Origin of the sequence: Micromonospora yasonensis, assembly GCF_026013475.1 — a bacterium.
Classification (GTDB): domain Bacteria; phylum Actinomycetota; class Actinomycetes; order Mycobacteriales; family Micromonosporaceae; genus Micromonospora; species Micromonospora yasonensis.
Genome location: NZ_JAPDPH010000009.1, coordinates 44,241 through 70,592 on the forward strand (window position 1 = coordinate 44,241; position 26,352 = coordinate 70,592).

Here is a 26,352-nt window from a genome sequence, read left to right on the forward strand (position 1 = left end):
CGACCCTAGGCCATCGGGCAGGGTTCCTAACAGAGGGCGGTCAGCGTTCCGCCCGCGCGGCCCGCACCGCCGCATACGCGTCGACCAGCCCCGCGCCGACCAGATCCCGGTCGCCACCGCAGCGGTCCGTGCCCGCCGGTACGCCGGCCGGAGCGGCGGTGTCCAGCAGGATCCGGCGGGTCCGGGCCAGGTCGCCGACGAGCGCCGGGTTCGCCGACCACATCAGCGCCACCACCCCGGCCACCTGCGGCGTGGCCATCGAGGTGCCGTCCAGGGTGGCGTAACCGCCGCCGGGGAACGCGGACGTCACCCCCGCCCCGGGTGCCACCAGGTCCGGCTTGGCGAGGCCCCCGGCCGCCGGGCCCCGGCCGGAGAAGCGGGTGAGCTGCCGGGCCCGGTCCACCGCGCCCACCGTCAGCACATCGGAATACGGGGCCGGCGGGTCGGCCACCGAGGCGCAGGACGGGCCGGTGTTGCCGGCGGCGGCCACCACCAGGATCCCGGCCGCCGTGAGCGCGGCGGTCGCCGGCCGCAGCGCCCCCGGGTCGCAGCCCTCGATCGGCGGGCAGCCCCACGAGTTGGTCAGCACGTCCGGGGCGCGTTGCGGCCGGCCGTCGGTGAACGGGTCACCACCGGCCGAAAACGGGGCCAGCATGAACTGCAGGCAGTCCAGGTAGTGCGCCGGACTGCCGAGGTTGCGGTCCAGGTTGACGCAGCCGACCCACTGCGCCCCGGGTGCCACCCCGATGCCGTCCCGGCCCACCGCGCTGCCCACCGTGTGGGTGCCGTGCCCACCCCGGTCGTGGGGTGTGCGGGTGTGCTCGCGCGGGTCGTACCAGGAGTCGTCGCCACCCCGGAAGCCGGCGGCCAACGCCGGGTGCCGACCGTCCACCCCGGAGTCCGAACTGCCGACCACCACGCCCGTGCCGGTGACACCCAGCTGCGACCAGACCCGGTCCGCGCCGATCAGCGAGACGTTCCAGGCCGGACCGGTCGGCGCCGGCTGGTTGCCCCGGGCCGGGGGCGGCGCCGCCGGCAGCGGGCGCAGCCGCTGGCTGACCAGCACCCGGGCCACCTCCGGCCGGCCCGAGAGCCAGGCCCGCACCGCCGGCCCGCCGTCCGTCTCGATGGCGTTGACCAGGTAGTACGGGGTGGGGTGCAGGCGGAGCCGGGTCAGCTCGCGGCGCAGGTCGCCCTGGGTCCGGTCGGCGGTGGCCACCAGCCGGCGGTAGACCTCGGCCGCGCGGGCGTCCCGCCCGGCCCGGCCCGGCGCCCCGGCCGGGATCCCGGTCAGGTCGGCCTGCTCGCGCAGCACCACCAGCAGCCGTTCCCCGTACAGGCCGGGCTGGCCGGGGACCACGTACACCACGGCCACGGCGGCGAGCAGACCCGCCGCGACCAGCCCGGCCACCCCGCGCCGGGGGGCGCGGGCACGGGGCCGGGCCAACAGCACGCCGTACCCGACGGCGAGCAGGACCGCGACGGCGAACGCGACGCCGGTCCCGACCGCGGCCCAGAACGGCACGTCGCGGCTGGTCGCCAGCAGGAGGGTGATCTCCTCCGGGTCGGCGAAGGCCAGCGGCCCGAGCAGCGCGAGGCCGACCAGGCGGCGGACCGGGGCGCGCCCGGCCGGTCCGTCGGCGCGGCGGGCGGCGGCGTCCAGCACGAAGCCGAGCGGCGGCAGCAGGAACAAGCCGGGCAACTGTGCCCCGGACTGCCCGGCCCCGGCCGCGACCAGCACCAGGGCCACCCCGGCGACCAGACCGCCGACCAGCACCAGGCGGGCCGGCCGGGGTGGCACGCCGACCGCGAACCGGCCCCAGAACGCGGCGTCGAGCAGCGCCCCGGCGAGCGCCCCGAGCGCGGCGGCGGCGAGCACCGCCAGCAGCGTCTCCAGGAAGCCCCCGAGCGCGCCCACCCAGGCCCAGGGCAGGAGCATCGCCAGCCCGGCGGCGACCGCCAGCAGCCGGACGGGAGTGGACCACCGGCCGCGGGCCGCCCCGCCGCCGGCACCGCCCGCGCCCGTCGGGCCGGCGGCATCGGTCGGGACCGTGCCGGCCGCGCGCCGCGACCAGCTGGCCAACAGCAGGGCGAGCAGGGCGGCGACGGCGGCCAGCGCGGCGAGGTACGCCTCCCGGTGCACCGGCGGCAGCGCCCGGAGCAGGGTCATCGCGCCGAACGCGAGGGTGCCGAACAGCCAGACCCGGCCGGTGGCCCGGACCACCGGGGCGCGGGGAAGCAGGGCGAGCGCGAGCGTCGGCCCGCCCACCAGCAGCACGGTGACCAGCGCGATCACCGGCCAGAGCAGCACCGCCCGGGGCTGACCACTGGCCAGCACCGCCTGGTCGATCACCCAACCGATCACCTGGCCGACCACGGTGACCAGCACCGCCCAGCCGCCGGTGAACACCGCGGCGACCACCGGCCACGGCCCACCCGCCCGGGGCCCGGGAACCGGCGGTGGTGGCGGGGCTGCGGGCGGTCCGACCGTCATGACCTTCACGGTACGGCCTGGGCCGGCAGATGCCGCCGGAGCGCCCGGACGGTTACCGTGGACGGGTGCGCGACCCCAACGTGTCCCGATCCGTGGCCGGTCAGCTCTCCGCCGAACGCCGCGCCGACGACCTGCGCCGACTCCGCGCCGAGCGGTTCGACGTGCTGGTCATCGGCGGCGGGGTGACCGGTGCCGGCGCAGCGCTCGACGCCGCGTCCCGTGGGCTCAAGGTGGCCCTGGTGGAGGCGCGGGACCACGCCGCCGGCACCTCCAGTCGGTCCAGCAAGCTCATTCACGGCGGCCTGCGCTACCTGGAGCAGTTGGAGTTCCACCTGGTCCACGAGGCACTCACCGAGCGCGGGCTGCTCGCCACCCGGCTCGCCCCGCACCTGGTGCGCCCGGTGCCGTTCCTGGTGCCGCTGCCCGCCGAGGGCGGCCTGCGCGACCTGCCCCGGCGATTCTTCCGCCGGTCCTACTACGGCGCCGGGGTGGCCACCTACGACGCGTTCGCCGGGGTCTTCGGCGGTGGGCGCGGCATGCCGCTGCACCGGCACCTGACCCGGGAGCACACCCGCCGGATCTTCCCGAGCCTGCGGACCGACAAGCTGGCTGGCGCGATCCGCTACTACGACGGGCAGGTCGACGACGCCCGCCTGGTGGTGACCCTGGCCCGCACCGCGGCCAGCCTCGGCGCGACCGTGGTGACCAGTGCCCGGGCCGTCGGGCTGATCCGGCAGGCCCGCGAGGTGACCGGGGTCCGGGTCCGCGACCTGGAGGCGCCCGCCGGCTCGCCGGACGCCGAGTTCGAGGTCCGCGCCCGCACCGTGATCGCCGCGACCGGGGTGTGGAGCGACGACATGTCCCGGATGCTCAACGACGTCGGGCTGCGCCCGGGCGTACGGGTCCGGGCCTCGAAGGGCGTGCACCTGGTGGTGCCCCGCTCGGCGATCACCGGCGAGACCGGGCTGATCCTGCGGACGGCCACCAGCGTGCTCTTCGTGATCCCGTGGGGCGGCCACTGGATCATCGGCACCACCGACACCGACTGGCGGCTCGACCGGTCGCATCCGGCGGCCACCGCCAAGGACATCGACTACCTGCTGGAGCAGGTCAACACGGTGCTGGACCGGCCGCTGACCACCGCCGACATCGAGGGCGTATACGCCGGGCTGCGCCCGCTGCTGGCCGGCGAGGCGGACTCCACCTCCAAGCTCTCCCGTGAGCACGCGGTGGTCGAGCCGATGCTCGGGCTGCTGCTGGTGGCCGGCGGCAAGTACACGACGTACCGGGTGATGGCCTCGGACGTGGTCGACCGGGCGGCGCACCGGCTCGGCTGGACCCGGCCGTCGCGTACCGCCGACCTGCCGTTGCTCGGCGCCGACGGGTACGCGGCGATGTGGCGGGACCGGGCCGACCTGGCCCGCCGGCACGGCCTGCCGGTCGGCGTGGTCGAGCACCTGCTGGAGCGGTACGGCACCCTCACCCGCGACCTGCTCGCCCTGGTCGAGGCCGATCCACTGCTCGGTTCCCCGCTGGCCGGCGCCCCCGAATACCTGGCCGCCGAGGTGACGTATGCGGCCCGCGCCGAGGGGGCGCTGCACCTGGAGGACGTGCTGACCCGGCGTACCCGGATCTCCTTCGAGACCAGCCACCGCGGCCTGGAGTCGGCGGAGCACGCCGCGGAGTTGATGGGCGCGGTGCTCGGCTGGGACGAGGCGACCCGCGCCCGCGAGGTCGCCCACTACCGGGCCCGGGTCGAGGCCGAGCGGCTGTCCCAGGAGATGCCGGACGACGTGGCCGCCGACGCGGCCCGGCTGGGTGCGCCGGACGTCCGCGGCTTCGCGGCCGACCGGGGTGCCGACGGCGACAGCGCCGAGCTGCCGTCCGCCCGGTGACCGGCGGGTAACGTCGTCCCGGAGGGTACCGGGCGCTACCTACGGAAGTGTAGGTTCCCGTGCGTGTTGCGCCCATCGTGGTCGCGCGTCCGCGCGCTGTCCGCCGGCGTTCTGCTGGCGATCGCCCTGACCGGCTGTTCGGTGTTCGGCCGAGCCGAGGGTGCCACCACACCCCGGCAGCCGGGGGACGGCTCGACAGCGGCGGCCGGGCTTCGGGTCTCGCTGGTGCAGAAGCTCGGGATTGACGGTCCGGTCCGGACGCTCGACGTGGACCCGAGCGGGCGGTGGCAGTGCAAGGACTGCGCGGGCGACGGGGTCGACTCGAACGGCCAGCTCAACCCCGAGCAGGCCCAACGGTTGCAGCGGATGCTCGCCGATCCGGCCCTGGCGAAGGAGACCGACGAAGCCCGGCAGTACAAGCAGGGCTGCATCGACGCGTTGACCTCCAGCCTGCTGATCACGCCGGGGCTGACCATCACCATCCAGGACTGCCCCGGGGAGCCGAAGCCGCCGGCGGCCTACCAGATCCTGCTGCTGCTCACCCAGACCACGCCGGCCGAGGACAAGGGCTGACCGTCAGAACACCTTGCCGGGGTTGAACAGCCCCGCCGGGTCGAGCGCCGCCTTGATCGCCTGGTGCACCCGGACCCCCACCGGGCCGATCTCGCGGGCCAGCCAGTCCCGCTTGAGCAGCCCGACGCCGTGCTCGCCGGTGCAGGTGCCGCCCAGCTCCAGGCCGAGCCGCATGATCTCGTCGAAGGCCCGCCGGCCGCGCGCCAGGCTGGCCGGGTCGGACCGGTCCACCACGATGTTCGGGTGCATGTTGCCGTCGCCGGCGTGCCCGACCACGCCGATCGGCACGGCGCACTCCTCGGCGATCCGGGCCACCCCGTCCAGCAACGCGGCGAGAGCCGCGCGTGGCACCGCCACGTCGTCGATGACCAGCCCGCCGTTGCCGCCGGGGAAGGTGTCGGCGGCGAACTTCTCCATCGCCGGGTGGGCCAGCCGCCGGGCCTGGAGCAGGGCGGCGGCCTCGGCCGCGTCGGTGGCCGCGTACACCTCGTCGGCGCCGGCCGCCGCGCACACCTCGGCGAGCCGGGCCAGGTCGTCCGCCGCCCGGGCGCCGGTGTCCACGGCCGCCAGCAGCAGCGCCTGCGCGTCGGTGCGCAGCCCCATCGGCCGGTACGCCTCGATGGCGCGCAGGTGGGTCCGGTCCAGCAGTTCCAGCAGGCTCGGGGTGAGCCCGTGCTCGGCGATGCCGGCGACCGCCGTGCCGGCCTCGGCGGTGGTGGGGAAGACCGCGACCAGGGTCAGCGACTCCTCCGGCGCGGGCCGCAGCGAGACGGTCACCTCGGTGATCACGCCGAGGGTGCCCTCGGAACCGACGAAGAGCCGGGTCAGGTCGTAGCCGGCGACCCCCTTGGCGGTACGCCGTCCGGTGCGCAGCACCTCGCCGGAGGCGAGCACCACCTCCAGGCCGAGCACGTACTCGGTGGTCACGCCGTACTTGACGCAGCACATCCCGCCCGCGTTGGTGGACACGTTGCCGCCGATGGTGGACGACTCCCAGGAGCCCGGATCCGGCGGGTAGTAGAGGCCGTGCTCGCGGACCGCGCCGGCCAGCCTCGCGTTCACCACGCCGGGCTGCACCACGGCGATCCGGCTCACCGGGTCGATCTCCAGGATCTGGTCCAGCGCGACGGTGCTCAGCAGGATGGCGCCGTCGATCGCGTTCGCCGCGCCGGCCAGCCCGGTCCGCGCCCCCTGCGGCACCACCGGTACGCCGTGCCGGCCCGCCGCGCAAACCACCGCCACGACCTCCTCGGTGCTGCCCGGGCGCACCACCACCAGTGGCGTACCGGCGGCGCAGAGGTCGGCCTCGTCCCGCTGGTGGGTGCGCAGCAGGTCCGGGTCGGTCAGCACGGCGGCGTCCCCGAGGGCGGCGCGCAGCTCGTCGAGGAGGAGGTTGACGGCCATGCCGGAAGGCTAGGTCGCCTCGGCGGTGATCATCAACCGGGCGTACCGTTGGTCGCCATGCTGTACGTGGACCGGCCCGCGGTGCCCTCGCGGGGCCGGCTCTGGTCACACCTGGTCAGCGACGTCTCGTACGCCGAGCTGCACGCCTTCGCGGAGGCGCTGGGCGCGCCCCGCCGGGCCTTCGACCGCGACCACTACGACCTGCCAGCCGAGCGCTTCCCGATGGCCGTCTGGCTCGGCGCCCGGGTCGTCCCCAGCCGCGAGATCGTCCGCCTCCTCCAGACCGCCAACCTCCGCCGCCCCAAACACCTCCACCGCCCGATCCCCGCGTCCCCTGCCCGCGATCTTGCACTCTCGGTTGACCATTCCGGGTGATGCGCGCCCTTTGTCGGTGCCAAGCCTGCAAGATCGTCGAGGGCTGGGTGGTCAGGGGCGCAGGGTGGCGAGCTCGCGGGTGAGGTTGGCGCGGGCGGGGGACTCCCAGCGGGCGTGTGGTTCGGGGAGGCGGTAGAGGGTGGGGAGGGCCAGGAGGGACTCCAGGACCGCCGCCCGGCCGGCGCGGAAGGCCGGGTCGGGGACGTGGGCGTACTCGCGGCGGACGGCGGCGGCGTAGCGGTCGTAGGCGGCGGGCGGGGCGGCCAGGATCGCCAGGTCGGCGTCGCAGAGCAGGGCGCCGTCCGGGTCGCCGGGCGGCACCGCGTGCCCGGCGGTGAGCAGCACCAGCCGACGTACCTCGGTCACCACCTCCGCCGGCAGCCCGGCGTCGGCGAGCAGTTCGGCGGCCAGTTCGGCGCTGGCCCGCTCGTTGGCGTCCCCGCCGGCCCGGGGGTCGTAGACCGCGTCGTGGCACCAGGCCGCCAGCCGGACCAGTTCCGGGCGGCGGGCCGCCCCGGCGTACCGGTCGACCACGTCCAGCACCGCCCGCAGGTGCGGCACGCCGTGGTAGTGCCGGTGCGGCTCCTGCCAGGCCGCCAACAGCCGGTTCCCGGCCCGCTCGGCGCCGGGCGGGTCGGACGCCCCCGCCGCGTCGGCCGCGTCCCGCCACCGCTCGATCAGCTCTCCCACCCGGTGCAGTCTGCCGCACGCCCCAGAACGCGAGGATTCACCGGGTGCGGGACGGGTAGTCCCGGCCATGGCCGAGGCCCGGGAGCGACGCCCATCGTTCGTGCGCCGTGCCCCGCTGCGCGAAGGACTGGTGGACCTGGACGGGCCGCGGATCGCCGAGGCGATGGAGGAGTTGCGGAGCCGGGGCAAGGCCACCCTGCACGACCGGATGCACCGGGTGCGTACGGCCGCCGGGCTCGCGGTCCAGGCCGGCCTCGCCGCGGGGCTGGCCTACGTGGTCTCCCACCGGTTGCTCAAGAATCCGCAACCGGTGTTCGCCCCGATCTCGGCGGTCGGCACCCTGGCGGCCTCGGTGGGCCAGCGGTTCCGCCGGACCGTCGAGCTGATCATCGGCGTCGCGGTCGGGGTGGGCGTCGGCGACTTCCTGGTCTACCTGCTCGGCACCGGGGCCTGGCAGCTCGGCCTGGTGGTGACCGCGGCGATCCTGCTGACCATCTTCGCCGGCGCCAGCGTGGCCATCGTGATCCAGGCGGCGGCCACCGCGGTGCTGATCGTCACGCTCAGCCCCTCCACCGCGAACCTGGAGATTCCCCGCTTCGTGGACGCCGCCATCGGCGGTGGCATCGCGCTGCTGGTGACCGCGATCCTGCTGCCGCTCAACCCGCTTCGGGTGATCAACCGGGCCGCCCGGCCGGCGTTGGACCTGCTCGCCCAGCAGCTCGACGGGTGCGCCGAGGCGCTGCGAAAACGGGACCGGCAGGCGGCGCAGCAGGCGCTGTTCCGGCTGCGGGAGAACAAGGACGAGTTGGCCGCGCTCGCCGAGGCGATCGAGGGCGCCAAGGAGACCGCCACCATCTCGCCGGCCCGCTGGCACCGGCGCAGCGAGCTGACCCACTACGCCGAGGCGGCCGACCCCATCGACCGGGCGATGCGCAACAGCGGCACCCTGATCCGCCGCTCGGTCACGATGATCGAGGACGAGGAGCCGATCCCGGAGCCGATGCCGGACGCCATCTCGCACCTCGCCGAGTCGGTACGCCTGCTCCGGCACGAGTTCGCCGCCGGGCAGGAGCCGCAGAAGGCCCGGGAGCGGTCGCTGCGCGCGGTCAGCGAGGCCGGCCGGGCGTACGGCGAGGGGGTCGGCTTCTCCGGCAGCGTGGTGATCGCCCAGGTGCGCACCGCCGCCAGCGACCTGCTGGTGGCCTCCGGCGTCGATCAGGAGGAGGCGAACCGGCTGGTCCGGCAGGCGTTCGGCGAAAAGGAGCAGCGCACCGGCGAGACCACCGAGCAGAGCCCCGCCCCCAAACCCCCCACCGCACCCCCCGTCGGCTGACCTCTCTCCCTCCAGCTGGGCGGGGCGGTCAGGGAAGGGTGGCGAGGGCGGTGAGGAGGGCGTCGACGTCGGCCTCGGTGGTGCCAAGGCCGAGGCTGGCCCGCAGCGCGGTGGGCGGCAGGTCGTCCCGGCCGCTCCGGGCCGCCGCCTCGACCAGCAGCCGCCGGGCCAGGGGGTGGGCACAGAAGAGACCATCCCGTACCCCGATCCGGTGCACCCGCGCCAGGTGGGCCGCGACGTCGGCGGAATCCCGCCCGGCGACCACGAAGGAGGCGATGCCCACCCGGGGCGCGTCCGGGCCGAAGGTACGCAGCTCCACCACGTGCGGCAGGGCGGCGAGCCCGTCCCGCAGCCGGGACAGCAACGCCTGCTCCCGGGCGTGCAGCGCGCCCCGGTCGGCGTCGGCGAGGGCGGCACAGACCGCCGCCAGGGCCACCGCGCCGAGCAGGTTCGGCGTGCCCGCCTCGTGCCGGGCCGGCCCGGTCGCCCAACGCACCTCGTGGGTGGCCGCACCGACGTGGCTGGTGGCCCCGCCGCCGGACAGGTACGGCGGGGCCTCGTCCAGCCAGTCGCCCCGCCCGACGAGGACGCCCGCGCCGAACGGGGCGTACAGCTTGTGGCCCGAGAGCGCCAGGTAGTCCACGTCCAGCCGGGCCAGGTCCACCGGGGCGTGCGGGGCGAGCTGGGCGGCGTCCACCAGGATCCGGGCACCGTTGCGCCGGGCGACCCGGGCCAGCTCGGCCACCGGCCAACGTTCCCCGGTCACGTTGCTCGCCCCGGTCACCGCGACCAGCACCGGCAGACCGGGCCGGGCGTCGCGGGCCAGCTCGCCGAGGGCGGCGTCGAGCGCGCGTACCGCCCCGGCCGGGCTGGCCGGCACGGGCAGCCGGACCGAGCCGCGCGGCCAGGGCAGCAGGTTGGCGTGGTGCTCGCCGCCGAAGGTGACCACGGTGGTGCCGGCGGGCAACGCCCGGGCCAGCAGGTTGATCGCGTCGGTGGTGTTCCGGGTGAAGATCACATGATCCTCGGGGCGGGCGCCGACGAAGTCGCCGACCGTCTGCCGGGCCCGCTCGTAGGCCAGCGTGCAGCGCTGCGAGAGCGCGCCGGCGCCGCGGTGCACGCTCGCGTACCAGGGCAGCAGCTCGGCCACCGCGTCGGCCGCGGCCCGCGCGCACGGCGCGCTCGCGGCGTGGTCCAGGTTGATCTCCCCCGGTACGCCGAGGACGCCGAGCGGATCCGGCCGGGTGGACGCCGGCAGCGTGGGCAGCGAGGGTACGAGGGTGACGGTCATGCGGGAACCTCCCGGGTCCAGGGGACCCCGGGGTTGGGCACCGGGACGGGGTCCGCGCTTGCCCAGCACGCGGTTCGGGCTGGGCCCGGTCATCACCCGGGGCACCCCACCGCGAACTCGACGAGGGTTGCCGGCCAGCAAGCCGGGGCTTGACGCTGGCACTCGTGACCTGTCCCGGAGCATAGCGGGCGGAATGCACCCGGAGAAGAGGGGCCGGGGTGACTACGCTGACCGCATGGCCGACACCCCGCCCGGCGGAGCGCTGCCGCCGCCGACCGCGCCCGCCGTCCCGCCCCCGGGGTCGCCGACCCCCCGGATGCCGCTGCGCCGGCTCGGCTGGCGGCGGATCCTGGCGCTCGCCGGGGTGGTGCTGCTGATCGCCGCGGGCGCGGTGTTCATGGTCTACACCCTCGGCGAGAGCCTGGGCGCCCAGGCGCTGCTGGTCGGCGTGATCGCGGCGATCCTGCCGGTGCCGGTGCTGGTCTCCTGCTTCCTCTGGCTCGACCGGTACGAGCCGGAGCCCGTCCTGTACCTGATCTTCTGCTTCGTCTGGGGCGCGTTCGTCTCCACCGCCATCTCGCTGCTGGTCAACGAGACCGGCGCGAAGCTCTTCAAGGACTGGGGGCTGCCCACCGCGCTGACCGCCGTGCTGGTCGCCCCGTTCATCGAGGAGCTGACCAAGGCGGCCGGGCCGATCCTGCTGCTGATCTTCCGCCGCCGGGAGTTCTCCGGGATCACCGACGCGTTGGTCTACTGCGGGCTTTCCGCGATCGGCTTCGCCATGGTGGAGAACATCCTCTACCTGGGCGGCTACGGCTACCGCACCGGCGTCCAGGAGCACGGCCCGGCCACCGGCGCCCAGCAGGTGATCGCCATCTTCATCGTCCGGATCCTGCTCTTCGGCTTCGCCCACCCGCTCTTCACCTCGATGACCGGGGTGGGGCTCGGCATCGCCGCGCGCACCGCCGACCGCCGGGTACGCATCCTCGCCCCGGTCGCCGGCCTGCTGCTCGCGATGATGCTGCACGGCACCTGGAACCTGCTGCCCTCGCTGGCCGCCGCCACCGGGCAGCCGATCATCGTCCTGTACGGCTACATCGGCGTGATGGTGCCGATCTTCTTCGGCATGGTCGGCCTGGCGATCTGGCTGCGCGCCTGGGAGGGCCGACTCACCGAGCGGACCCTGCCGGACTACGTCCGGGCCGGCTGGCTCACCCCGCCCGAGGTGGCCGCGCTGGGCAGCCTGGGGCGGCGGCACGCCGCGCGTACCTGGGCCCGGCGGGTGGCCGGCGACGGCGGGGTGAAGGCGATGCGGGGCTACCAGTTCGCGGCCACCCGGCTGGCGCTGCTGCGGGACGGGATGCGTCGAGGGCTGGACCGGAAGCCGGCCGAACGGGAACGGACGTTACGGGAGGAGCGGCAGCTGCTGGACGCGATCGGTGCGTACCGGTCGTTCTTCGTGGGCCGAGACCCGCAGGCGCCGGTCGGGGTCTGGGACGGGCAGCGCTACCACCTGCGGTTCCCGGACGGGTCGCAGCGGGCGGTCGAGGCGCCGGACGAGCCGGTGGTGCCGATCCCGGTGGTGCTCGCCCCGCCGCCGCCTCCGGCCTACCCGGCCGGCTACGGCCCGCCCGGCTGGTACGGCCCGCGCCCGGCCGCCCCCTGGCCGCCGGGCGCCTGAACGGCCCGCCCGGCTGGTCCGGCACCGGGCTGCCGGGCGCGCGGTGGGGTCAGGACATCAGGCCGGTCATGAAGTCGCCGAAGCCCTGGAAGATGGCCATCAGGCCCGCCCCGATGCCCTTGAAGACCTGCGCGGCGCCGTCCGGCCGGAACGCCAGGAAGTAGATCAGGAACGCGAAGAATCCCCAGGTCAATATCTTCTTCAGCAGTACCGGCATCGTCCCTCCCCAGGGCGCTGAGGTGCCTGGGCTTCCCGCCGGGCAGCGGTACAAACGGCGCCCGGGGGCGGGTGGGGGTCCTACAGGTAGAGGCCGGTCGAGCCGGTCGAGGAGTTCTCCACCCGCTCGGCGGCGACGGCGTGCACGTCGCGCTCGCGCAGCAGCACGTACGCCCGGCCGTGCAGTTCGACCTCGGACCGGTCGTCGGGGTCGAAGAGCACCCGGTCACCCGCGACGATGGCGCGCACGTGCGGGCCCACGCCCACCGCGGTGGCCCAGGCCAGCCGCTTGCCCACGGCGGCGGTCGCCGGGATCACGATGCCGGCGGTGGATCGGCGCTCACCCTCGCCGTTCTCGGTACGCACCAGCACACGGTCGTGCAGCAGACGGATCGGCAGGCCGGTGTCGAGGTACTGGTCGGCGGTCACGCGAAGACGCTACCGCGTGCGCCAAGGTCGATTCTCCGGTGGTTGAGCGCAACAGGCGGGGGGCAAGTGTGGCGGAGTCGCCCTAGGGTGGGGCGGACGGACGTATCCTGACCCCCCTGTGACGTGGGTGGGCCAAGTTAGCGGGAGGTGCGCTTGAGCCGCTTCGAGGCGCTGCGTGAACGGCTCCGCCGCGCGTACGAATCCGGCCGGCAATCGGCGCGGGCCAACCGGGTCGACCCGGAGCGCGCGCCGGAGGACCCGGGTGTGCCCTCGCCGAGGCCGGAGGCGCCGGCTACGGCGACCGTGGCCGGCGCGCAACCGCCCGCGGCGGGGTACGCCACCACGTCGAGCCGGGACGACACCGAGGTGCCGCACGCGCTGCGGATCGCCGCGGCCTGGTCCTGGCGGCTGATCGTGGTCGGCCTCGTGGCCTGGGCGCTGCTCAGGATCATCGGCACGATCCGCGTCGTGATCATCCCGCTGGCGATCGCGCTGCTGCTCTCGGCGCTGCTCGCCCCGGCGGTCGGCTGGCTGCTCAAGGCCCGTTTCCCGCGCTCGCTGGCGACCGGGGTGGTGCTGGTCGGCGGCCTGGCCGCGGTGGTCGGCACGCTCACCCTGGTGGTGAACGAGTTCATCGCGGGCGTGCCGGAGCTCAGCGACAAGTCGTCGCAGGGCGTCCGGCAGATCCAGGACTGGCTCAAGACCGGCCCGCTGCACGTGTCGGACAGCCAGATCAACCACTACATCGACCAGGCGCAGGAGTGGATCAGCGGCAACTCCAAGACGTTCACCAGCGCCACCCTCTCCACCGCCGCCACCCTGGCCGAGGTGCTCACCGGCATCATCCTGGTGCTCTTCGCGACCTTCTTCTTCCTCCGCGACGGCAACAAGATCTGGCGCTTCCTGGTCCGGCTGCTGCCCGTGAAGGCGCGCTGGAAGGTCGACGACGCGGGCCGGGCCTCCTGGGCCACGCTGGGCGCGTACGTCCGGGCCACCGTGCTGGTCGCCTTCATCGACGCCGTCGGTATCGGCATCTTCCTGGTCATCTTCAATGTCCCGTTCGCGTTCCCGCTGGCCGCGCTGGTCTTCCTGGGGGCGTTCATCCCGATCGTCGGAGCCGCGCTCTCCGGTGGGGTCGCCGTGCTGGTGGCGCTGGTCGACAGCGGACCGGTGACCGCGTTGATCATCCTCGGCGCGGTGATCGGGGTGCAGCAACTGGAGGGGCACGTGCTCCAGCCGCTGATCATGGGTCGGGCGGTGGCCGTCCACCCGCTCGCCGTGATCATCGGGATCGCCGCCGGGGTGGTGCTCGCCGGGATCGCCGGCGCGCTGGTCGCGGTGCCGCTGATCGCCGTGCTGAACACGGCGGTCCGCCGGCTCGCCGCGCGTACCGTGCCGGACACCCCGCCGGACGCCGTGGTGGTCGCCGCCCAGGCACGCTGACGCTCGCGTCGCCCGCAGGGGAGGCGCGGGCGTCAGCTCTTGCCGAGGCGTTCCAGGGCGCCGCGGGCCACGTCCGGGCGGGTGGTGTACCAGAATGGCGGCAGCGAGCGCCGCAGGAACGGGCCGTAGCCGCGGGCGGTCTCCAGCCGGGAGTCCAGCACCGCCACCACGCCCCGGTCACCGGTGGCCCGGATCAGCCGGCCGACGCCCTGGGCCAGCCGGACCGCCGCGATCGGCACGCTGACCGCCGCGAAGCCCGAGCCGCCGCCGGCGTCCACCGCCGCCGCCCGCGCCGCCGCGAGGGGCTCGTCCGGCCGGGGGAACGGCAGCCGGTCGATCACCACGAGCTGGCACGAGTCACCCGGCACGTCCACCCCCTGCCAGAGCGACATCACCCCGAACAGGCAGCTCTCCCGCTCCGCCCGGAACCGGCGGACCAGCAGCGGCAGCGCCTCCTCGCCCTGGAGCAGCACCGGCAGGTCGGTCCGCACGCGGAGCAGTTCCGCCGCCTGCTGCGCGGCCCGTCGCGAGGAGAAGAGCCCGAGGGTACGCCCACCGAGCGCCCCGACGAGCGCCAGCAACTCCTCGCCGGCCGCCTCGGGCAGGCCCGAGACGCTGGGCCGGGGCAGGTGCGCGGCGACGTACAGGATGCCCTGCCGGGCGTAGTCGAACGGCGAGCCGACGTCGAGCGACCGCCAGCCCGGCCCCTCGGTGGCCGGTACGGTGCCGGTTGCGGCCCGGCTGGCCTCGGTGCTCGCCACCGGGGCGGGGGCGGTGGCGCGGCCGGCGGCGGCCGCAGTGGCCAACGCGGCGGCGGCCGGGGAGGGCGGGGTGGGCGGGGGCGCCTCCAGCCCCAGCGCCCGGGCCACCGTGTCGAAGCGACCGCCCAGCGCCAGGGTGGCCGAGGTGGCGACCACGGTGCGCTCGTCGTACAGGTGGGTGGCGAGGGTGCCGGCGACCGAGAGCGGTGCGACCACCAGCGCCCGCCGGCTGCCGTTCTCCGGCCTCTCCACCCAGGCCACGTCGTGGTCGGCCTCCTCCAGCAGCCGCTGCGCGGTGGTGGAGAGCTCGTCCAGCACCGCCTTGGCCTGCTGCTTGCGGACCGGGTCCGGGTCGTCCGCCTTGACCTCCCCGATCGCCTCCAGCGCGGCCCGGGTCGCCGCGTCGAGCAGGGTGCACGCCTCGCGGAGCGCGGGTGGCAGGCCGGCGGTGAGCCGCCCGGCCGGCGCCTCGGCCAGCCCCACCGCGAGGGCGTCGCCCGCCTCGGTGAGCCGCTCGGCGACCTCGGGGCGGAGCAGCGGCCGGGCCCGGCGGGCGGACCGGTCGATCAGCTCGGGAACCAGCTCGGCCTGCGCCGCCGAGGAGACCCGGTCGGCCAGCTCGTGCGCCTCGTCGACGATGAGCAGCTTGTGCGGCGGCACGATGTGCCGGCCGGCGAGCATGTCCACGGCGAGCAGGCTGTGGTTGGTGACCACGATGTCCGCCTCCCGGGCCCGGGCCCGGGACGCTTCCGCGAAGCACTCCTGCCCGAACGGGCAGCGGGTCGCGCCCACGCACTCCCGCGCCGGCATCGAGACGGTCCGCCAGACCTGGTCGTCGACGCCCGGATCCAGCTCGTCGCGGTCGCCGGTGGCGGTCTCCTCGGCCCAGTCGCGCAGCCGCTGCACCTGCTTGCCCAGCCGGCCGGCCTCGCCGAGCCACTTGGTGCCGCCGCCGGCTCGGGGGGCGTCGAAGAGGGTGTCCTCCGGCTCTTCCTCGGTGGAGCTGTCGAGCCGGGCCAGGCAGAGGTAGTGGTGTCGCCCCTTGAGCACCGCGTAGGTGGGGCGGCGGCCCAGCAGAGGTTCCACCGCCTCGGCCAGCCGGGGCAGGTCGTGGTCGACCAGTTGGGACTGCAGGGCGAGGGTGGCGGTGGAGATCACCACCGGGCCGTCCACGGTCAGTGCCGGGGCCAGGTACGCCAGCGACTTGCCGGTGCCGGTGCCGGCCTGCACCAACAGGTGCTCGCCGGAGGTGGCGCTCCGCTCGATCGCCTCGGCCATCAGCTGCTGGCCGGGCCGGGCCGCGCCGCCGGGAACCGCGCCGATCGCGGCGGCCAGCAGCTCACCGCCGCCGGGCCGGGCACCTCGGCGCTTCTTACCGACGGTGGGACCGGTGGCGGTGCGGGGCGGGGTCACCGTGCGACCGTACCCGCCCCCGCCGACAGGGGCTGCGCCCTGTGGCGCGTGGCGCTTCCCGGCGGGTCGCGTCCGGTTACCTGCCGATCGCGTCGCGTGGCCGGAATCGGCTAGGGTGCCAGTCATGCCGAGCGACGTGGTCCGCGTGATCTACCGCAAGTACGACGGCAGCGCCCACCGCGACTACCCGGCCCGCCGGCTCGCCGAGGACGACCTCGGGGTGTGGCTCGGCGTACCGGCCGGCACCGAGTCGGTCTACCACGGCCGGCCCTCGGTCGAGCAGATCCCGTTCGTCCTGCTGGTGCCGCGGCACGGCTGGTGGACCGGCATGTTCAACCCACCGCCCCGCACCAGCGAGGTCTATTGCGACATCGCCACTCCGGCCCGCTGGGAGGGGGAGGACACCGTCCACCTGGTCGACCTCGACCTGGACGTGGTGCGCCGCCGGGAGACCGGCCTGGTCGAGCTGCGTGACGAGGACGAGTTCGCCGAGCACCGGGCGCGCTGGGGCTACCCGGACGACGTCGTCCGGGAGGCCGCGGCGGCGGCCGGCTGGCTCCTCGGTGCGCTCGGTGACGGCACCGAGCCGTTCGCCACGTCGTACCGGAAGTGGCTGGCGCTGGTGGTCTGAGCCGGCGTCAGTCGCGCCGCGGCCAGGCCGCGTCCGGCGCGAGCGCCGGCACGTGGCCCACCTTCTCCGGGTTGAGCTGGTTGAACACGCCGGTGATCGCCCCTTGGTGCACGGCGAACGAGGTGACCATGCGGATCAGTCGTCCGTCCCGGTACACCGTCTCCGCCTGCCAGCCGAGCGTCCCGTTGACCAGGGTGGGCCGGGCCAGCAGCGTCGGGCCGTACCGGCCGGCCTGACCGAAGAGGCCGAGGATGAACCGGCCGACCAGGTCGGCGCCGACCACCGGGCGGCGGGCCGCCGGGAAGTGACCGCCGCTGTCACCGATCAGCACCACGTCCGGGGCGAGCACCCGGACCAGCCGGTCCAGCTCGCCGGACTCCACCGCCGCGAAGAAGGCGGCCAGCACCCGCTGCTGCTCGGCCAGGTCGGCGGTGTGCCGGGGCGCGTCGGGGGCGGTGACCGCGCGCCGGCCCCGCGAGGCGAGCTGCCGGGCCGCGGCGGGCGTGGTGCCGAGCACCTCGGCGACCGTGTCGAACGGCACCGCGAAGACGTCGTGCAGGACGAACGCCACCCGCTGCTCGGGGGTCAGCCGCTCCAGCACCACCAGCAGCGCGGTGCCGAGCTGGTCGGTCCGGACCGCCCGCTCGGCCGGGTCGGGGGCGAAGCCGTCCGGCGTCGGCAGGTCGCGCACGATGGGCTCCGGCAGCCACTGACCGGGGTACGCCTCCCGGCGTACCCGGGCGGAGCGGAGCACGTCGAGGCAGATCCGCGAGCACGTGGTGGTCAGCCAGGCGCGGAGCTGGTGCACCCGGGCCCGGGCGGTCGGATCGGCGAGCGCGCCCGAATACCGCAGCCAGGTCTCCTGCACCGCGTCCTCGGCCTCGCTCCAGCTGCCCAGCATCCGGTACGCGACGGCGAGCAGGTGCCCGCGTTCCGCCTCGAACTCCGCCGCCAGATCGCCCACGACCCGCTCCCTCCCCGCGCGCACATTCTCCCCGTCCACTGGACGCCCCACCGCCCCCGAACGTGACACCTATTCTCCGTGCCGGAGGCCCTCGGGCGTGCCCGGGCACCTGCCTGCTCGGGAGGCGGGGGTGGGCGGGGTGGGTGAGGATCGGGGGATGAGCGGAGTCGACGAGGTGGTGCGGCCCGAGGGCGGGTCGATGCGGGAACTGCTGCGGGTGGGCCCCGGCGCGGTGGACCTGGCGGCGCTGGATCCCCGGTCGACCCCAGGGCTGCCGGCGGCGGCCGGCCGCGGCGAGGGGCGCAAGGAGTGGGCGCGGGCGCAGGTGGAGTTGCTCGGCGCGGGGCTCGGCCGGCAACAGGAGATGCTGTACGCGGCCGCGAAGGGCGCCGCCGGGCCGGAGACGCCGGCCAGCGCGCCCAGCCAGGCGGACGCCCACCTGGCTGGCGGCCGGCCCCAGCGGGTGCTGCTGGTGCTCCAGGCGATGGACTGCGGTGGCAAGGACGGCACGATCAAGCGGGTGGCCGGCGCGATGAACCCGCTCGGGCTGCACATCCGCTCGTTCGGCCCGCCCACCGGGGAGGAGTTGCGGCACGACTTCCTCTGGCGCATCCGCCGGGCCCTGCCGCCGCCCGGGTACGTGGGGATCTTCAACCGCTCGCACTACGAGGACGTACTGGTCGCCCGGGTGGAGTCGCTGGTCGACGAGGCCACCTGGCAGGCCCGGTACGACCTGATCAACGACTTCGAGCGGGAGTTGGCGGACGGCGCGGTGACCCTGGTGAAGGTGATGCTGCACATCTCGTACGTCGAGCAGGGCGAGCGGCTGATGGAGCGGCTCACCGACCCGACGAAGTACTGGAAGTTCAACCCGAGCGACCTGGACACCCGGGCCCGCTGGGACGACTACCAGGCCGCGTACGCCGATGCCCTGACCCGCTGCGGCACGGACACCGCGCCCTGGTTGGTGGTGCCGGCGGACCGCAAGTGGTACCGGGACTGGGCGGTTTCGCACCTGCTGCGGGAGACGTTCGATGCGCTGCATCTGGGGTATCCGCCTGCCGATTTCGACGTCGACCGGGAGCGCCAGCGGTTGCGAAGCGGAAGCGGGACGACGAAGGTGAACAGCGGGTAAACGAGCGGTGAATCGGGCCTGACCAGGGGTGGGCCGGCCGATGCCCGGTTCTGCGGGGTACCTAGCATGCGCAGAGCGGACGCCCTTCAGGGCGGGCGGCCACCCTTCCACCGACACGACGAGGTCCGTGCTGTGAAGTTTTCCTTCCGTCCCACCGAGGGCGCTTTCTACGAGCTCTTCACCAGGGCCGCGCAGAACCTGGTGCGGGGTACCGAGCTCCTCAACGAGTTGGCGCTGCCCGGCGTCGACGTGCAGTCGGTCAGCGAGCGGCTGACCGAGGTCGAGCACGACAGCGACCAGATCACCCACGATCTGTTCAAGAAGATCAACTCTACCTTCATCACCCCGTTCGACCGGGAGGACATCTACCGTCTGGGCTCGCTGCTCGACGACGTGATGGATCACCTGGAGGCGGTCGGCAACCTGCTCTACCTGTACGGCCTGACCAAGCTCCCCGCGCTGCCGCGCGAGCTGCACGAGCTGGTGAACGTGCTCGACCAGCAGGCCAAGCTCACCGCCGACGCCATGCCGCAGCTGCGGTCGATGAAGAACCTCGAGGACTACTGGATCGAGTGCAACCGCCTCGAGAACGACGGCGACCAGGCGTACCGGATGCTGCTGGTCCGGCTCTTCTCCGGTGAGTACGACGCGCTGACCGTGCTGAAGATGAAGGAGGTGGCCGACGAGCTGGAGGCCGCCTGCGACGCCTTCGAGCACGTGGCCAACACCGTCGAGACCATCGCGGTCAAGGAGTCCTGAGCCTGTGAGTCCCGAACTCATCGCCGTGCTGGCGGTGATCGTGGCCGCCATGGCGTTCGACTACACGAACGGTTTCCATGACGCGGCCAACGCGATCGCCACCAGCGTCTCCACCCGGGCGCTGACCCCCCGGGTCGCCCTCGCCCTGGCCGCTGTCGGCAACTTCGTCGGCGCGCACTTCGGTGCCGGGGTGGCCAAGACGGTCGGCGACGGCCTGGTCACCCTGCCCACCGGGGTGGCCAGCCTCGGTGTGGTCTTCGCCGGCGTGCTCGGCGCGATCGTCTGGAACCTGATCACCTGGTACTTCGGCCTGCCGTCCTCCTCCTCGCACGCCCTCTTCGGTGGCCTGGTCGGGGCGACCCTGTTCGCCGCCGACGGGGTCGTGCAGTGGGGCAACATCATCGACAAGGTCATCATCCCGATGGTGCTCTCGCCGGTGGTCGGCCTGGTGCTCGGCTTCCTGGTGATGCTGGCGATCCTCTGGCTGTTCCGGAAGGGGCAGCCGGCCAAGCTGAACCGTGGCTTCCGCTGGGCGCAGACCCTCTCGGCCGCCGCCATGTCGGTCGGTCACGGCATGCAGGACGCCGCCAAGACCATGGGCATCATCGTCCTGGCCCTCTACACCGGGGGCTACCAGCACGACAAGACCCACATCCCGCAGTGGGTGTTCTGGACCTCGGCGGCCATGCTGGCGGCCGGCACCTACGCGGGCGGCTGGCGGATCATCCGTACCCTCGGCCGCAAGATCATCGACCTGGGCCCGCCGGAGGGCTTCGCGGCCGAGACGGTGGCCAGCGCGGTGCTCTACTTCAACGCCCTGGTGCTGAAGGCCCCGATCTCCACCACCCACACGATCACCTCGGCGATCATGGGTGTCGGCGCGACCAAGCGGCTCTCGGCGGTCCGCTGGAACGTGGCCGGCAACATCGTGGTCGCCTGGATCATCACCTTCCCGGCGGCGGCGGCCATCGCCTGCCTGGCCTACCTGCTCGTCCGCCCGCTGTTCTGAGTTGAAAGGAGGGGCCCCTTGTTAACAGACGTCTGTTAACAAGGGGCCCCTCCTTTCATGCGTAGGAGACGCCGATGCGGGCCTTGATGTCGTCGAGGAGGGCCATCACCTCGAGGGTGGCGGAGTGGGGCACCAGCGGGCTCTCGATGAGGCCGGCGGCCAGGCAGCGCTGCACCTCGATCGCCTCGTACTGGTAGCCGCCGCCGGTCGGATCCGCCGGGATGGTCTCCGGCGCGGCGCCGGGCCGATGCAGCACCGCCGCGCCCGGCCGGTAGAACGGCTCGGGGAGGTCGATCCGGCCGGTGGTGCCGGTGATCGACGCGGTGATCGCGGTGGCGCCGACCATCCCGCAGCTCAACACGGCCACCGCGCCGGAGTCCCAGCCGAACACCAGGCCGGTGTTCTCGTCCACGCCCTCCGGGCTCAGCTGCGCCCAGGCCTGCACGTGCTGCGGCACGCCGAGCAGCAGGTGGGCCAGGCTCACCGGGTAGACGCCCAGGTCGAGCAGGGCGCCGCCGCCCAGCGTCCGGGCCCGCATCCGGTGCTCGGGCGGGAACGGCCCGGCCGCCCCGAAGTCCGCCCGGACGTGGGACACCTCGCCGATCACGCCCTCCGCGATCAGCTCGCCGACCCTGCGGATGAGCGGATTACATCGCATCCACATGGCCTCCATCAGGAAGAGGCCCCGGCGGCGGGCGGTTTCCACCAGATCGGTGGTGGTGGCCAGATCCAGCGTGCACGGCTTCTCCACCAGCACGGCCTTGTCGCCGGCCAGGCAGGTCAGGGTCGCCTCGTGGTGCGCGGCGTGCGGGGTGGCCACGTAGATGACGTCGACGTCCGGGTCCGCGGCCAGTTCCGCCCAGGAGGCGTACGCCCGGGGCACGTCGTGCCGGGCGGCGAAGAGTTCGGCGCTCGCCCGGGTCCGCGAGCCGACCGCGACCAGCTCGGCCCCCGGCACCAGCCGCAGATCCTCGGCGAAACGGCCGGCGATGTGCCCGGTGGCCAGGATTCCCCAACGCGTCATGGCCGGCACGGTATCCCGTACCGCCCGGCGGCCAGGCGGATGATCCACCGGTCGGGAACTAGTCTTTCCGGATGACCAACGACGGCTTCGCCGCACCTCCCGCCCTGGTGGAGCACGCCCGCCGGTTCCATGCCGAGGGCGGCGTGCCGGCCGTGCCCCGGGTGGCGGCCACCGTGCTGCTGCTCCGGCCGGCCGGCGCCGATTTCGAGGTGTACCTGATCCGCCGGGTCGCCGCGATGGCCTTCGGCGGGATGTACGCCTTCCCCGGGGGCGGGGTGGACCCCTCCGACTCCCAGGCGCACCTGGACTGGGCGGGTCCCGAGCCGGCCGCGTGGGGCGACCGCCTCAATCTCGTCCCGGACGCCGCCCAGGCGGTGGTCTGCGCGGCCGCCCGGGAGGTCTTCGAGGAGGCGGGCGTGCTGCTGGCCGGCCCGGGCGCGGGGACCGTGGTCGGCGACGTGAGCGGCGACGACTGGGAGGCCGCCCGGCAGGACCTGGAGGCCCGCCGTACCGGCTTCGCCGAGCTGCTGGCCGGCCGCCGGCTCACCCTTCGGTCCGACCTGCTGCTGCCGTGGAGCCGGTGGATCACCCCCGAGTTCGAGCCGCGCCGCTTCGACACGTACTTCTTCGTGGCCCTGCTGCCCGAGGGGCAGCGGACCCGGGACGTCTCCGGCGAGGCCGACCACACCCTGTGGGTCCGCCCGGCGGACGCCCTGGCCCGGGCGGAGGCCGGCGAGCTGACCATGCTCCCGCCCACCATGGTCACCCTGGCCCAGGTGGCGGCGGCCGGCGACCTGAACGACGTGGGCCGCGCCGCCGCCCGCCGCGACGCCGCCACGCCCGTCACCCCCCGCCTCGACCTCTCCGCCGCCGACGGACCCCGCTTCCACCTCCGCTGAGCCCCTTCCACCCGGCGATCTTGCACTTCTGGCGGGGACGAAAGGGGAGAAGCGCCGTGTAACACCAACCCCAAGTGCAAGATCGGCAGTCAGGGGACGGCGCGGAGATAGCGGGCGGCGAGGGCGCGGAGCACCTCGGCCAGCTCCGGCGGCCACCCGGAAGGTGCGCCAGTCGTCCCGCTGCCGGTCGAAGGCCACCAGGTACCAGCGGCGACCCCAGATGACCAGCCGGTACGGCTCGACCTCCCGGCAGTCCGCCGTACCGTCGTGCCGGACGTAGTCGAAGCGCAGCCGTTCCCGGTCCCGGCAGGCCGCGCCGAGCACGCTGAGCGTCTCCGCGTCGCCTTCCACCTGGTCATTCCGTCGGTCCCCGGGTTCGGCTTCTCCGGGCCGACCCGGGAGCGCGGGTGGAACCGCTTCCGGGTGGCCCGCGCCTGGGCCGAGCTGATGGGCCGCCTCGGCTACGACCGCTACGGCGCCGCCGGCAACGACCTCGGCGCGTTCGTCTCCCCGGAGGTGGGCCGGGCCGATCCCGAGCACGTGCTCGGCGTCCACGTCACCCAGGTCTTCTCGTTGCCCTCCGGGGACGCCGACGAGCTGGCCGCGCTCACCGAGGAGGAGCGGGGCAAGGTGGCGTTCGCCGACTGGTTCGTCCAGCGCAAGGGCGGCTACGACAAGCTGCACTCGACCGAGCCGCAGAACGTAACCACCCGTGCCGCTGGGGCTGGCCAACTTCGCCTGGGATTTCCAGTCGATCCGTACGCTCGCCGAGCGGGACCACAAGAACATCGTGTCGTGGAACGGGTACGACCGGGGCAGCCACTTCGCCGCGCACGACGCACCCGACCTACTGGTGGCGGACCTCCGGCAGTTCTTCGCGAAGGTGCGCTGAACACGCCGAGGGGCGCCGGTCGACTCGACCGACGCCCCTCGCGGACCGGGAACCGGCGACTCAGCCGAACCGGCCGGTGATGTAGTCCTCGGTCTTCTTCTGGCTCGGGTTGCTGAAGATCTTCTGGGTGTTGTCGTACTCGATCAGCCGGCCCGGGTCGCCGGTCTTCTCGATGGAGAAGAAGGCGGTCCGGTCCGACACCCGGGCGGCCTGCTGCATGTTGTGCGTGACGATGATGATGGTGAACTTGTCCTTGAGCTGGAACATCAGGTCCTCGATGGCCAGCGTGGAGATCGGGTCCAGCGCCGAGCAGGGCTCGTCCATCAGCACCACCTGCGGCTCGACCGCGATGGTCCGGGCGATGCAGAGCCGCTGCTGCTGGCCGCCGGAGAGGCCGGCGCCGGGCTTGCCGAGCCGGTCCTTCACCTCGCCCCAGAGGTTCGCCGAGCGGAGCGCCTTCTCGGCCGCCTCCTCCAGGATGGACTTCTTCCGCACGCCGTTCAGCCGCAGGCCGGCCACCACGTTCTCGAAGATGCTCATGGTGGGGAACGGGTTGGGCCGCTGGAAGACCATGCCGATCGTCCGGCGGACCGCGGTGACGTCCACGTCCCGGTCGTAGATGTCCTGGTCGTCGATGGTCAGGCTGCCCTCGACCCGGGCACCCGGGAGCACCTCGTGCATCCGGTTGATCGACCGCAGGAAGGTCGACTTGCCGCAGCCCGAGGGGCCGATCAGGGCGGTCACCGTCTTCGGCTCGACGGTCAGGCTGATGTTCTCGATCGCCTTGAAAGCGCCGTAGTACGCGGTGACGTTGGTGGCTTCGATGCGCTTGGCCATGGTGGTGGTACCTCCGGGGTTCATCGGCCGAGCCGGTTGCGGCGGGCCAGCAACTTCGCCGCGACGGTCAGGATGAGGACGAGGGCGACCAGGGTCAGCGCCGCGGTCCACGCCCGCGCCGGCGAGTACTTCGAGGCCTCACCGGCCTGCTGGTAGACGAAGAGAGCCAGCGACGACTGGTTGTTCTCGAACGGATTGAAGTTGATCGCCGCGCCGCCGCCGGCGACGAGCAGCACCGGGGCGGTCTCGCCGGCGGCCCGCGCGACGGCGAGCATGATGCCGGTAACGATGCCCGGCAGCGCGGTCGGCAAAACGACCCGCAGGATGGTCTTCCACTTCGGCACGCCGAGGGCGTACGCGCCCTCGCGCAGCGGCGCCGGGACGAGGCGGAGCATCTCCTCGGTGGAGCGGACCACGGTGGGCAGCATGAGCACGCTCAGCGCCAGCGCGGCGGCGAAGCCGGAGAAGCCCGGCCGCCCGTCGTTGAACACCGGCGAGACGATCAGCACCCAGAAGGCCAGTACGAACAGGCCGGTGACGATCGACGGGATGCCGGTCATCACGTCCACGAAGAAGCGGATGGTGAAGGCGAACCGGCCCCGGCCGTACTCGACCACGTAGATCGCGCAGAGCACGCCGAGCGGGACGGTGATCAGGGTGGCGATGCCGACCTGCTCCAGCGTGCCCACGATGGCGTGGTACGCGCCGCCGTTGGCGTCCCGGGCCCCGATGTTGTTCATCGAGGTGCCGAAGAAGTTGCCGTCGAGTCGCTCGGCGCCCTTGCTGACCAGCGTCCAGACCACCGAGGCCAGCGGCAGCACCGCCAGCACGAAGGCCGAGTGGATCAGAGCGCTCCAGGTCCGGTTGCGGGCGGACCGGCGGCCCTCCACCGCGTTCGCGGCGGCGAAGAGACCGGCCAGGTAGAGCAGCGCGGCGACGACCACGACCAGGACCGGGCCGCCGATGGCGGTGCCGTACACGATGCCGGTGGCGGCCAGCAGGGCCACGACGGCGATGGCCGGCGCGGCGTACCCCGGAAGCCGCTTGGCCCGCAGGCTGGCCGGCTGAGCCGGCGGCCGCGGGCGGTGGGTGGTGACGGTGGTCATGCTGAGCTTCCTTCAGTTCGCGACTGCGGGGCTCGCAACCCCGGCTCCTGCGCGCATTCCGGCTCCGCCGCGTCCCACGCGAGCGGCCCCGGAACGCTCGTCCTCGCGCTCACGCCGCAGACTCCGTGAACTCGCGGCGGCGGTAGATGATCGCCCGGGCGGTGATGTTGACGATCAGCGTGATCGCGAAGAGCACCAGGCCGGAGGCGATCAGGGCGCCCCGGCCGGTGTCGTTCGCCTCGGCGAACCGGTTCGCGATGTTCGCGGCGATGGTGTTGCCGCCGCTCTGCAGGATGTTGAACGAGATGGCGTAGGTCGAGCCGAGGGTCAGCGCCAGGGCGATGGTCTCGCCGAGCGCGCGGCCCAGGCCGAGCATCACCGCGGCGATGACGCCGGGACGGCCGTACGGCAGCACCGCGGTGCGGACCATCTCCCAGCGGGTGGCGCCCAGCGCGAGGGCGGCCTCCTCGTTGGCGGTCGGGGTCTGCCGGAACACCTCGCGGGAGAGCGAGGTGACGATCGGTAGCACCATGATCGCCAGGACCACCGAGCCGAGCAGGATCGAGTTGCCGTACGGGCCCTCGCCGAAGATCGGGATCCAGCTGAAGTACTTGTTCAGCCAGGCCGACAGGTCGGCGATCGGCTGGGCGAAGTAGTCCCGGCCCCAGAGCCCGAAGACCACGCTGGGCACGGCGGCCAGCAGGTCGATCAGGAAGCCGAGGCCGTTGCCCAGCCGGCGCGGGGCGTAGTGGGAGAGGTAGAGGGCGATGCCCAGCGCGACCGGCACCGCGATCAGCAGGGCCAGCAGCGCGGTGAGCACGGTGCCGAAGGCGAGCGCGCCGATGCCGAACTTCGGCGGGTTGTCGTTCGGGAACCAACCCTCGAAGGTCCAGAAGGATTCGGTGTTCGCCCGCAGTGCCGGGACGGCCTTGGCGATCAGGAAGACCGCGATCGCCGCGATGACCACCAGCACGAAGGCGCCGGCGGCCAGGGTCAGGCCACGGAACGCGCGTTCCGCCCCGAAGGCCTTGGCTCGGGGCAGCCCGGCACCCCCGCCGAGACCGGGCGTACCAGGGTTACCGGAGGACTCGGCCACAT

23 protein-coding genes, 2 pseudogenes and 1 riboswitch are annotated in these 26,352 nt (G+C 73.9%); of the genes and pseudogenes, 12 read left to right on the top strand and 13 right to left on the bottom strand.

Annotation, left to right across the window (positions count from 1 at the left end):
* Positions 1-40: 40 nt before the first annotated feature.
* On the bottom strand, positions 41-2,494 hold the full coding sequence (locus ONA70_RS03945) for a S8 family serine peptidase (protein ID WP_265004942.1): 2,454 nt from the start codon (positions 2,492-2,494) through the stop codon (positions 41-43).
* Positions 2,495-2,574: 80 nt separating this feature from the next.
* Here ONA70_RS03945 and ONA70_RS03950 point away from each other — a divergent pair, with 80 nt between their 5' ends.
* The gene (locus ONA70_RS03950) at positions 2,575-4,389 is read left to right on the top strand and encodes a glycerol-3-phosphate dehydrogenase/oxidase (protein WP_265004963.1); all 1,815 of its coding nucleotides are present in this window, start codon (positions 2,575-2,577) and stop codon (positions 4,387-4,389) included.
* Between the two features lie 63 nt (positions 4,390-4,452).
* A complete protein-coding gene (locus ONA70_RS03955; RefSeq protein ID WP_265004943.1) occupies positions 4,453-4,962 on the top strand; it encodes a hypothetical protein in 510 nt (169 codons plus the stop codon).
* 3 nt (positions 4,963-4,965) lie between these two features.
* Here the strand turns inward: ONA70_RS03955 and ONA70_RS03960 are convergent, their stop codons facing one another.
* Entirely contained in the window at positions 4,966-6,366 is a 1,401-nt protein-coding gene (locus ONA70_RS03960; protein WP_265004944.1) for an FAD-binding oxidoreductase, read from the bottom strand.
* 57 nt (positions 6,367-6,423) lie between these two features.
* Here ONA70_RS03960 and ONA70_RS03965 point away from each other — a divergent pair, with 57 nt between their 5' ends.
* Complete coding sequence (locus ONA70_RS03965; protein ID WP_265004945.1) at positions 6,424-6,741, top strand: DUF4031 domain-containing protein; 318 nt, start codon at positions 6,424-6,426, stop codon at positions 6,739-6,741.
* 51 nt (positions 6,742-6,792) lie between these two features.
* Here the strand turns inward: ONA70_RS03965 and ONA70_RS03970 are convergent, their stop codons facing one another.
* On the bottom strand, positions 6,793-7,431 hold the full coding sequence (locus tag ONA70_RS03970) for an HD domain-containing protein (RefSeq protein ID WP_265004946.1): 639 nt from the start codon (positions 7,429-7,431) through the stop codon (positions 6,793-6,795).
* Positions 7,432-7,561: 130 nt separating this feature from the next.
* On the opposite strand from ONA70_RS03970, the gene ONA70_RS03975 reads away from it, so the two are divergent.
* Complete coding sequence (locus ONA70_RS03975; RefSeq protein WP_265004964.1) at positions 7,562-8,764, top strand: FUSC family protein; 1,203 nt, start codon at positions 7,562-7,564, stop codon at positions 8,762-8,764.
* 28 nt (positions 8,765-8,792) lie between these two features.
* Here the strand turns inward: ONA70_RS03975 and ONA70_RS03980 are convergent, their stop codons facing one another.
* On the bottom strand, positions 8,793-10,055 hold the full coding sequence (locus tag ONA70_RS03980; protein ID WP_265004947.1) for an aminotransferase class V-fold PLP-dependent enzyme: 1,263 nt from the start codon (positions 10,053-10,055) through the stop codon (positions 8,793-8,795).
* A gap of 49 nt (positions 10,056-10,104) precedes the next feature.
* Positions 10,105-10,225, bottom strand: a riboswitch (SAM riboswitch).
* A 23-nt stretch (positions 10,226-10,248) separates the two neighbouring features.
* On the opposite strand from ONA70_RS03980, the gene ONA70_RS03985 reads away from it, so the two are divergent.
* Positions 10,249-11,736, top strand: a complete 1,488-nt coding sequence (locus ONA70_RS03985; protein WP_265004948.1) for a PrsW family intramembrane metalloprotease — start codon at positions 10,249-10,251, stop codon at positions 11,734-11,736.
* Between the two features lie 49 nt (positions 11,737-11,785).
* Here the strand turns inward: ONA70_RS03985 and ONA70_RS03990 are convergent, their stop codons facing one another.
* Both ONA70_RS03990 and ONA70_RS03995 read right to left on the bottom strand, forming a co-directional pair.
* Positions 11,786-11,953: a hypothetical protein gene (locus tag ONA70_RS03990; protein WP_265004949.1), complete on the bottom strand. Its 168-nt coding sequence runs from the start codon at positions 11,951-11,953 to the stop codon at positions 11,786-11,788.
* 80 nt (positions 11,954-12,033) lie between these two features.
* Complete coding sequence (locus tag ONA70_RS03995; protein WP_265004950.1) at positions 12,034-12,381, bottom strand: GroES family chaperonin; 348 nt, start codon at positions 12,379-12,381, stop codon at positions 12,034-12,036.
* 147 nt (positions 12,382-12,528) lie between these two features.
* On the opposite strand from ONA70_RS03995, the gene ONA70_RS04000 reads away from it, so the two are divergent.
* Positions 12,529-13,824, top strand: coding sequence for an AI-2E family transporter (locus ONA70_RS04000; RefSeq protein ID WP_319956147.1), 1,296 nt, complete (start codon positions 12,529-12,531; stop codon positions 13,822-13,824).
* A 32-nt stretch (positions 13,825-13,856) separates the two neighbouring features.
* Here ONA70_RS04000 and ONA70_RS04005 read toward each other — a convergent pair whose 3' ends face one another.
* Entirely contained in the window at positions 13,857-15,998 is a 2,142-nt protein-coding gene (locus ONA70_RS04005) for an ATP-dependent DNA helicase (RefSeq protein WP_265004952.1), read from the bottom strand.
* A 124-nt stretch (positions 15,999-16,122) separates the two neighbouring features.
* Here ONA70_RS04005 and ONA70_RS04010 point away from each other — a divergent pair, with 124 nt between their 5' ends.
* Positions 16,123-16,629, top strand: a complete 507-nt coding sequence (locus ONA70_RS04010; protein WP_265004953.1) for a DUF402 domain-containing protein — start codon at positions 16,123-16,125, stop codon at positions 16,627-16,629.
* Between the two features lie 7 nt (positions 16,630-16,636).
* Here the strand turns inward: ONA70_RS04010 and sigJ are convergent, their stop codons facing one another.
* A complete protein-coding gene (gene sigJ / locus ONA70_RS04015) occupies positions 16,637-17,593 on the bottom strand; it encodes an RNA polymerase sigma factor SigJ (RefSeq protein ID WP_265004954.1) in 957 nt (318 codons plus the stop codon).
* A 157-nt stretch (positions 17,594-17,750) separates the two neighbouring features.
* On the opposite strand from sigJ, the gene ONA70_RS04020 reads away from it, so the two are divergent.
* From ONA70_RS04020 to ONA70_RS04030, 3 genes are all read left to right on the top strand, one after another.
* On the top strand, positions 17,751-18,728 hold the full coding sequence (locus ONA70_RS04020) for a PPK2 family polyphosphate kinase (RefSeq protein WP_265004955.1): 978 nt from the start codon (positions 17,751-17,753) through the stop codon (positions 18,726-18,728).
* Between the two features lie 132 nt (positions 18,729-18,860).
* The gene (locus tag ONA70_RS04025; RefSeq protein ID WP_148793247.1) at positions 18,861-19,487 is read left to right on the top strand and encodes a DUF47 domain-containing protein; all 627 of its coding nucleotides are present in this window, start codon (positions 18,861-18,863) and stop codon (positions 19,485-19,487) included.
* Between the two features lie 4 nt (positions 19,488-19,491).
* A complete protein-coding gene (locus ONA70_RS04030; protein ID WP_265004956.1) occupies positions 19,492-20,496 on the top strand; it encodes an inorganic phosphate transporter in 1,005 nt (334 codons plus the stop codon).
* A 55-nt stretch (positions 20,497-20,551) separates the two neighbouring features.
* On the opposite strand, the gene ONA70_RS04035 is transcribed toward ONA70_RS04030, so the two are convergent.
* Positions 20,552-21,520 (bottom strand): Gfo/Idh/MocA family protein, encoded by a 969-nt coding sequence (locus ONA70_RS04035; RefSeq protein ID WP_265004957.1) that lies wholly within the window; start codon positions 21,518-21,520, stop codon positions 20,552-20,554.
* A 71-nt stretch (positions 21,521-21,591) separates the two neighbouring features.
* On the opposite strand from ONA70_RS04035, the gene ONA70_RS04040 reads away from it, so the two are divergent.
* Positions 21,592-22,419 (top strand): NUDIX hydrolase, encoded by an 828-nt coding sequence (locus ONA70_RS04040; RefSeq protein ID WP_265004958.1) that lies wholly within the window; start codon positions 21,592-21,594, stop codon positions 22,417-22,419.
* Positions 22,420-22,632: 213 nt separating this feature from the next.
* On the opposite strand, the pseudogene ONA70_RS04045 reads toward ONA70_RS04040, so the two are convergent.
* A pseudogene (locus tag ONA70_RS04045) lies at positions 22,633-22,770 on the bottom strand (WYL domain-containing protein); the annotation flags it as partial.
* On the opposite strand from ONA70_RS04045, the pseudogene ONA70_RS04050 reads away from it, so the two are divergent.
* A pseudogene (locus ONA70_RS04050) lies at positions 22,762-23,311 on the top strand (alpha/beta fold hydrolase); the annotation flags it as partial. The pseudogenes ONA70_RS04045 and ONA70_RS04050 sit on opposite strands and share 9 nt — an antisense overlap.
* A 60-nt stretch (positions 23,312-23,371) precedes the next feature.
* Here ONA70_RS04050 and pstB read toward each other — a convergent pair.
* The 3 genes from pstB to pstC all read right to left on the bottom strand — a co-directional run bounded on the left by pstB (position 23,372) and on the right by pstC (position 26,350).
* Entirely contained in the window at positions 23,372-24,148 is a 777-nt protein-coding gene (gene pstB / locus ONA70_RS04055; protein WP_265004960.1) for a phosphate ABC transporter ATP-binding protein PstB, read from the bottom strand.
* Positions 24,149-24,168: 20 nt separating this feature from the next.
* Positions 24,169-25,254 (bottom strand): phosphate ABC transporter permease PstA, encoded by a 1,086-nt coding sequence (gene pstA, locus ONA70_RS04060; RefSeq protein ID WP_265004961.1) that lies wholly within the window; start codon positions 25,252-25,254, stop codon positions 24,169-24,171.
* Positions 25,255-25,363: 109 nt separating this feature from the next.
* Positions 25,364-26,350, bottom strand: a complete 987-nt coding sequence (gene pstC, locus ONA70_RS04065; protein ID WP_265004962.1) for a phosphate ABC transporter permease subunit PstC — start codon at positions 26,348-26,350, stop codon at positions 25,364-25,366.
* Positions 26,351-26,352 lie beyond the last annotated feature (2 nt).

Coding starts and splice junctions, on each gene's coding strand:
- ONA70_RS03945 (WP_265004942.1), bottom strand. CDS start 2,494: ATGACGGTCGGACCGCCCGCAGCCCCGCCACCACCGCCGGTTCCCGGG.
- ONA70_RS03960 (WP_265004944.1), bottom strand. CDS start 6,366: ATGGCCGTCAACCTCCTCCTCGACGAGCTGCGCGCCGCCCTCGGGGAC.
- ONA70_RS03965 (WP_265004945.1), top strand. CDS start 6,424: ATGCTGTACGTGGACCGGCCCGCGGTGCCCTCGCGGGGCCGGCTCTGG.
- ONA70_RS03980 (WP_265004947.1), bottom strand. CDS start 10,055: ATGACCGTCACCCTCGTACCCTCGCTGCCCACGCTGCCGGCGTCCACC.
- ONA70_RS03985 (WP_265004948.1), top strand. CDS start 10,249: ATGCACCCGGAGAAGAGGGGCCGGGGTGACTACGCTGACCGCATGGCC.
- ONA70_RS03990 (WP_265004949.1), bottom strand. CDS start 11,953: ATGCCGGTACTGCTGAAGAAGATATTGACCTGGGGATTCTTCGCGTTC.
- ONA70_RS04010 (WP_265004953.1), top strand. CDS start 16,123: ATGCCGAGCGACGTGGTCCGCGTGATCTACCGCAAGTACGACGGCAGC.
- ONA70_RS04020 (WP_265004955.1), top strand. CDS start 17,751: ATGAGCGGAGTCGACGAGGTGGTGCGGCCCGAGGGCGGGTCGATGCGG.
- ONA70_RS04035 (WP_265004957.1), bottom strand. CDS start 21,520: ATGACGCGTTGGGGAATCCTGGCCACCGGGCACATCGCCGGCCGTTTC.
- ONA70_RS04040 (WP_265004958.1), top strand. CDS start 21,592: ATGACCAACGACGGCTTCGCCGCACCTCCCGCCCTGGTGGAGCACGCC.
- pstB (WP_265004960.1), bottom strand. CDS start 24,148: ATGGCCAAGCGCATCGAAGCCACCAACGTCACCGCGTACTACGGCGCT.
- pstA (WP_265004961.1), bottom strand. CDS start 25,254: ATGACCACCGTCACCACCCACCGCCCGCGGCCGCCGGCTCAGCCGGCC.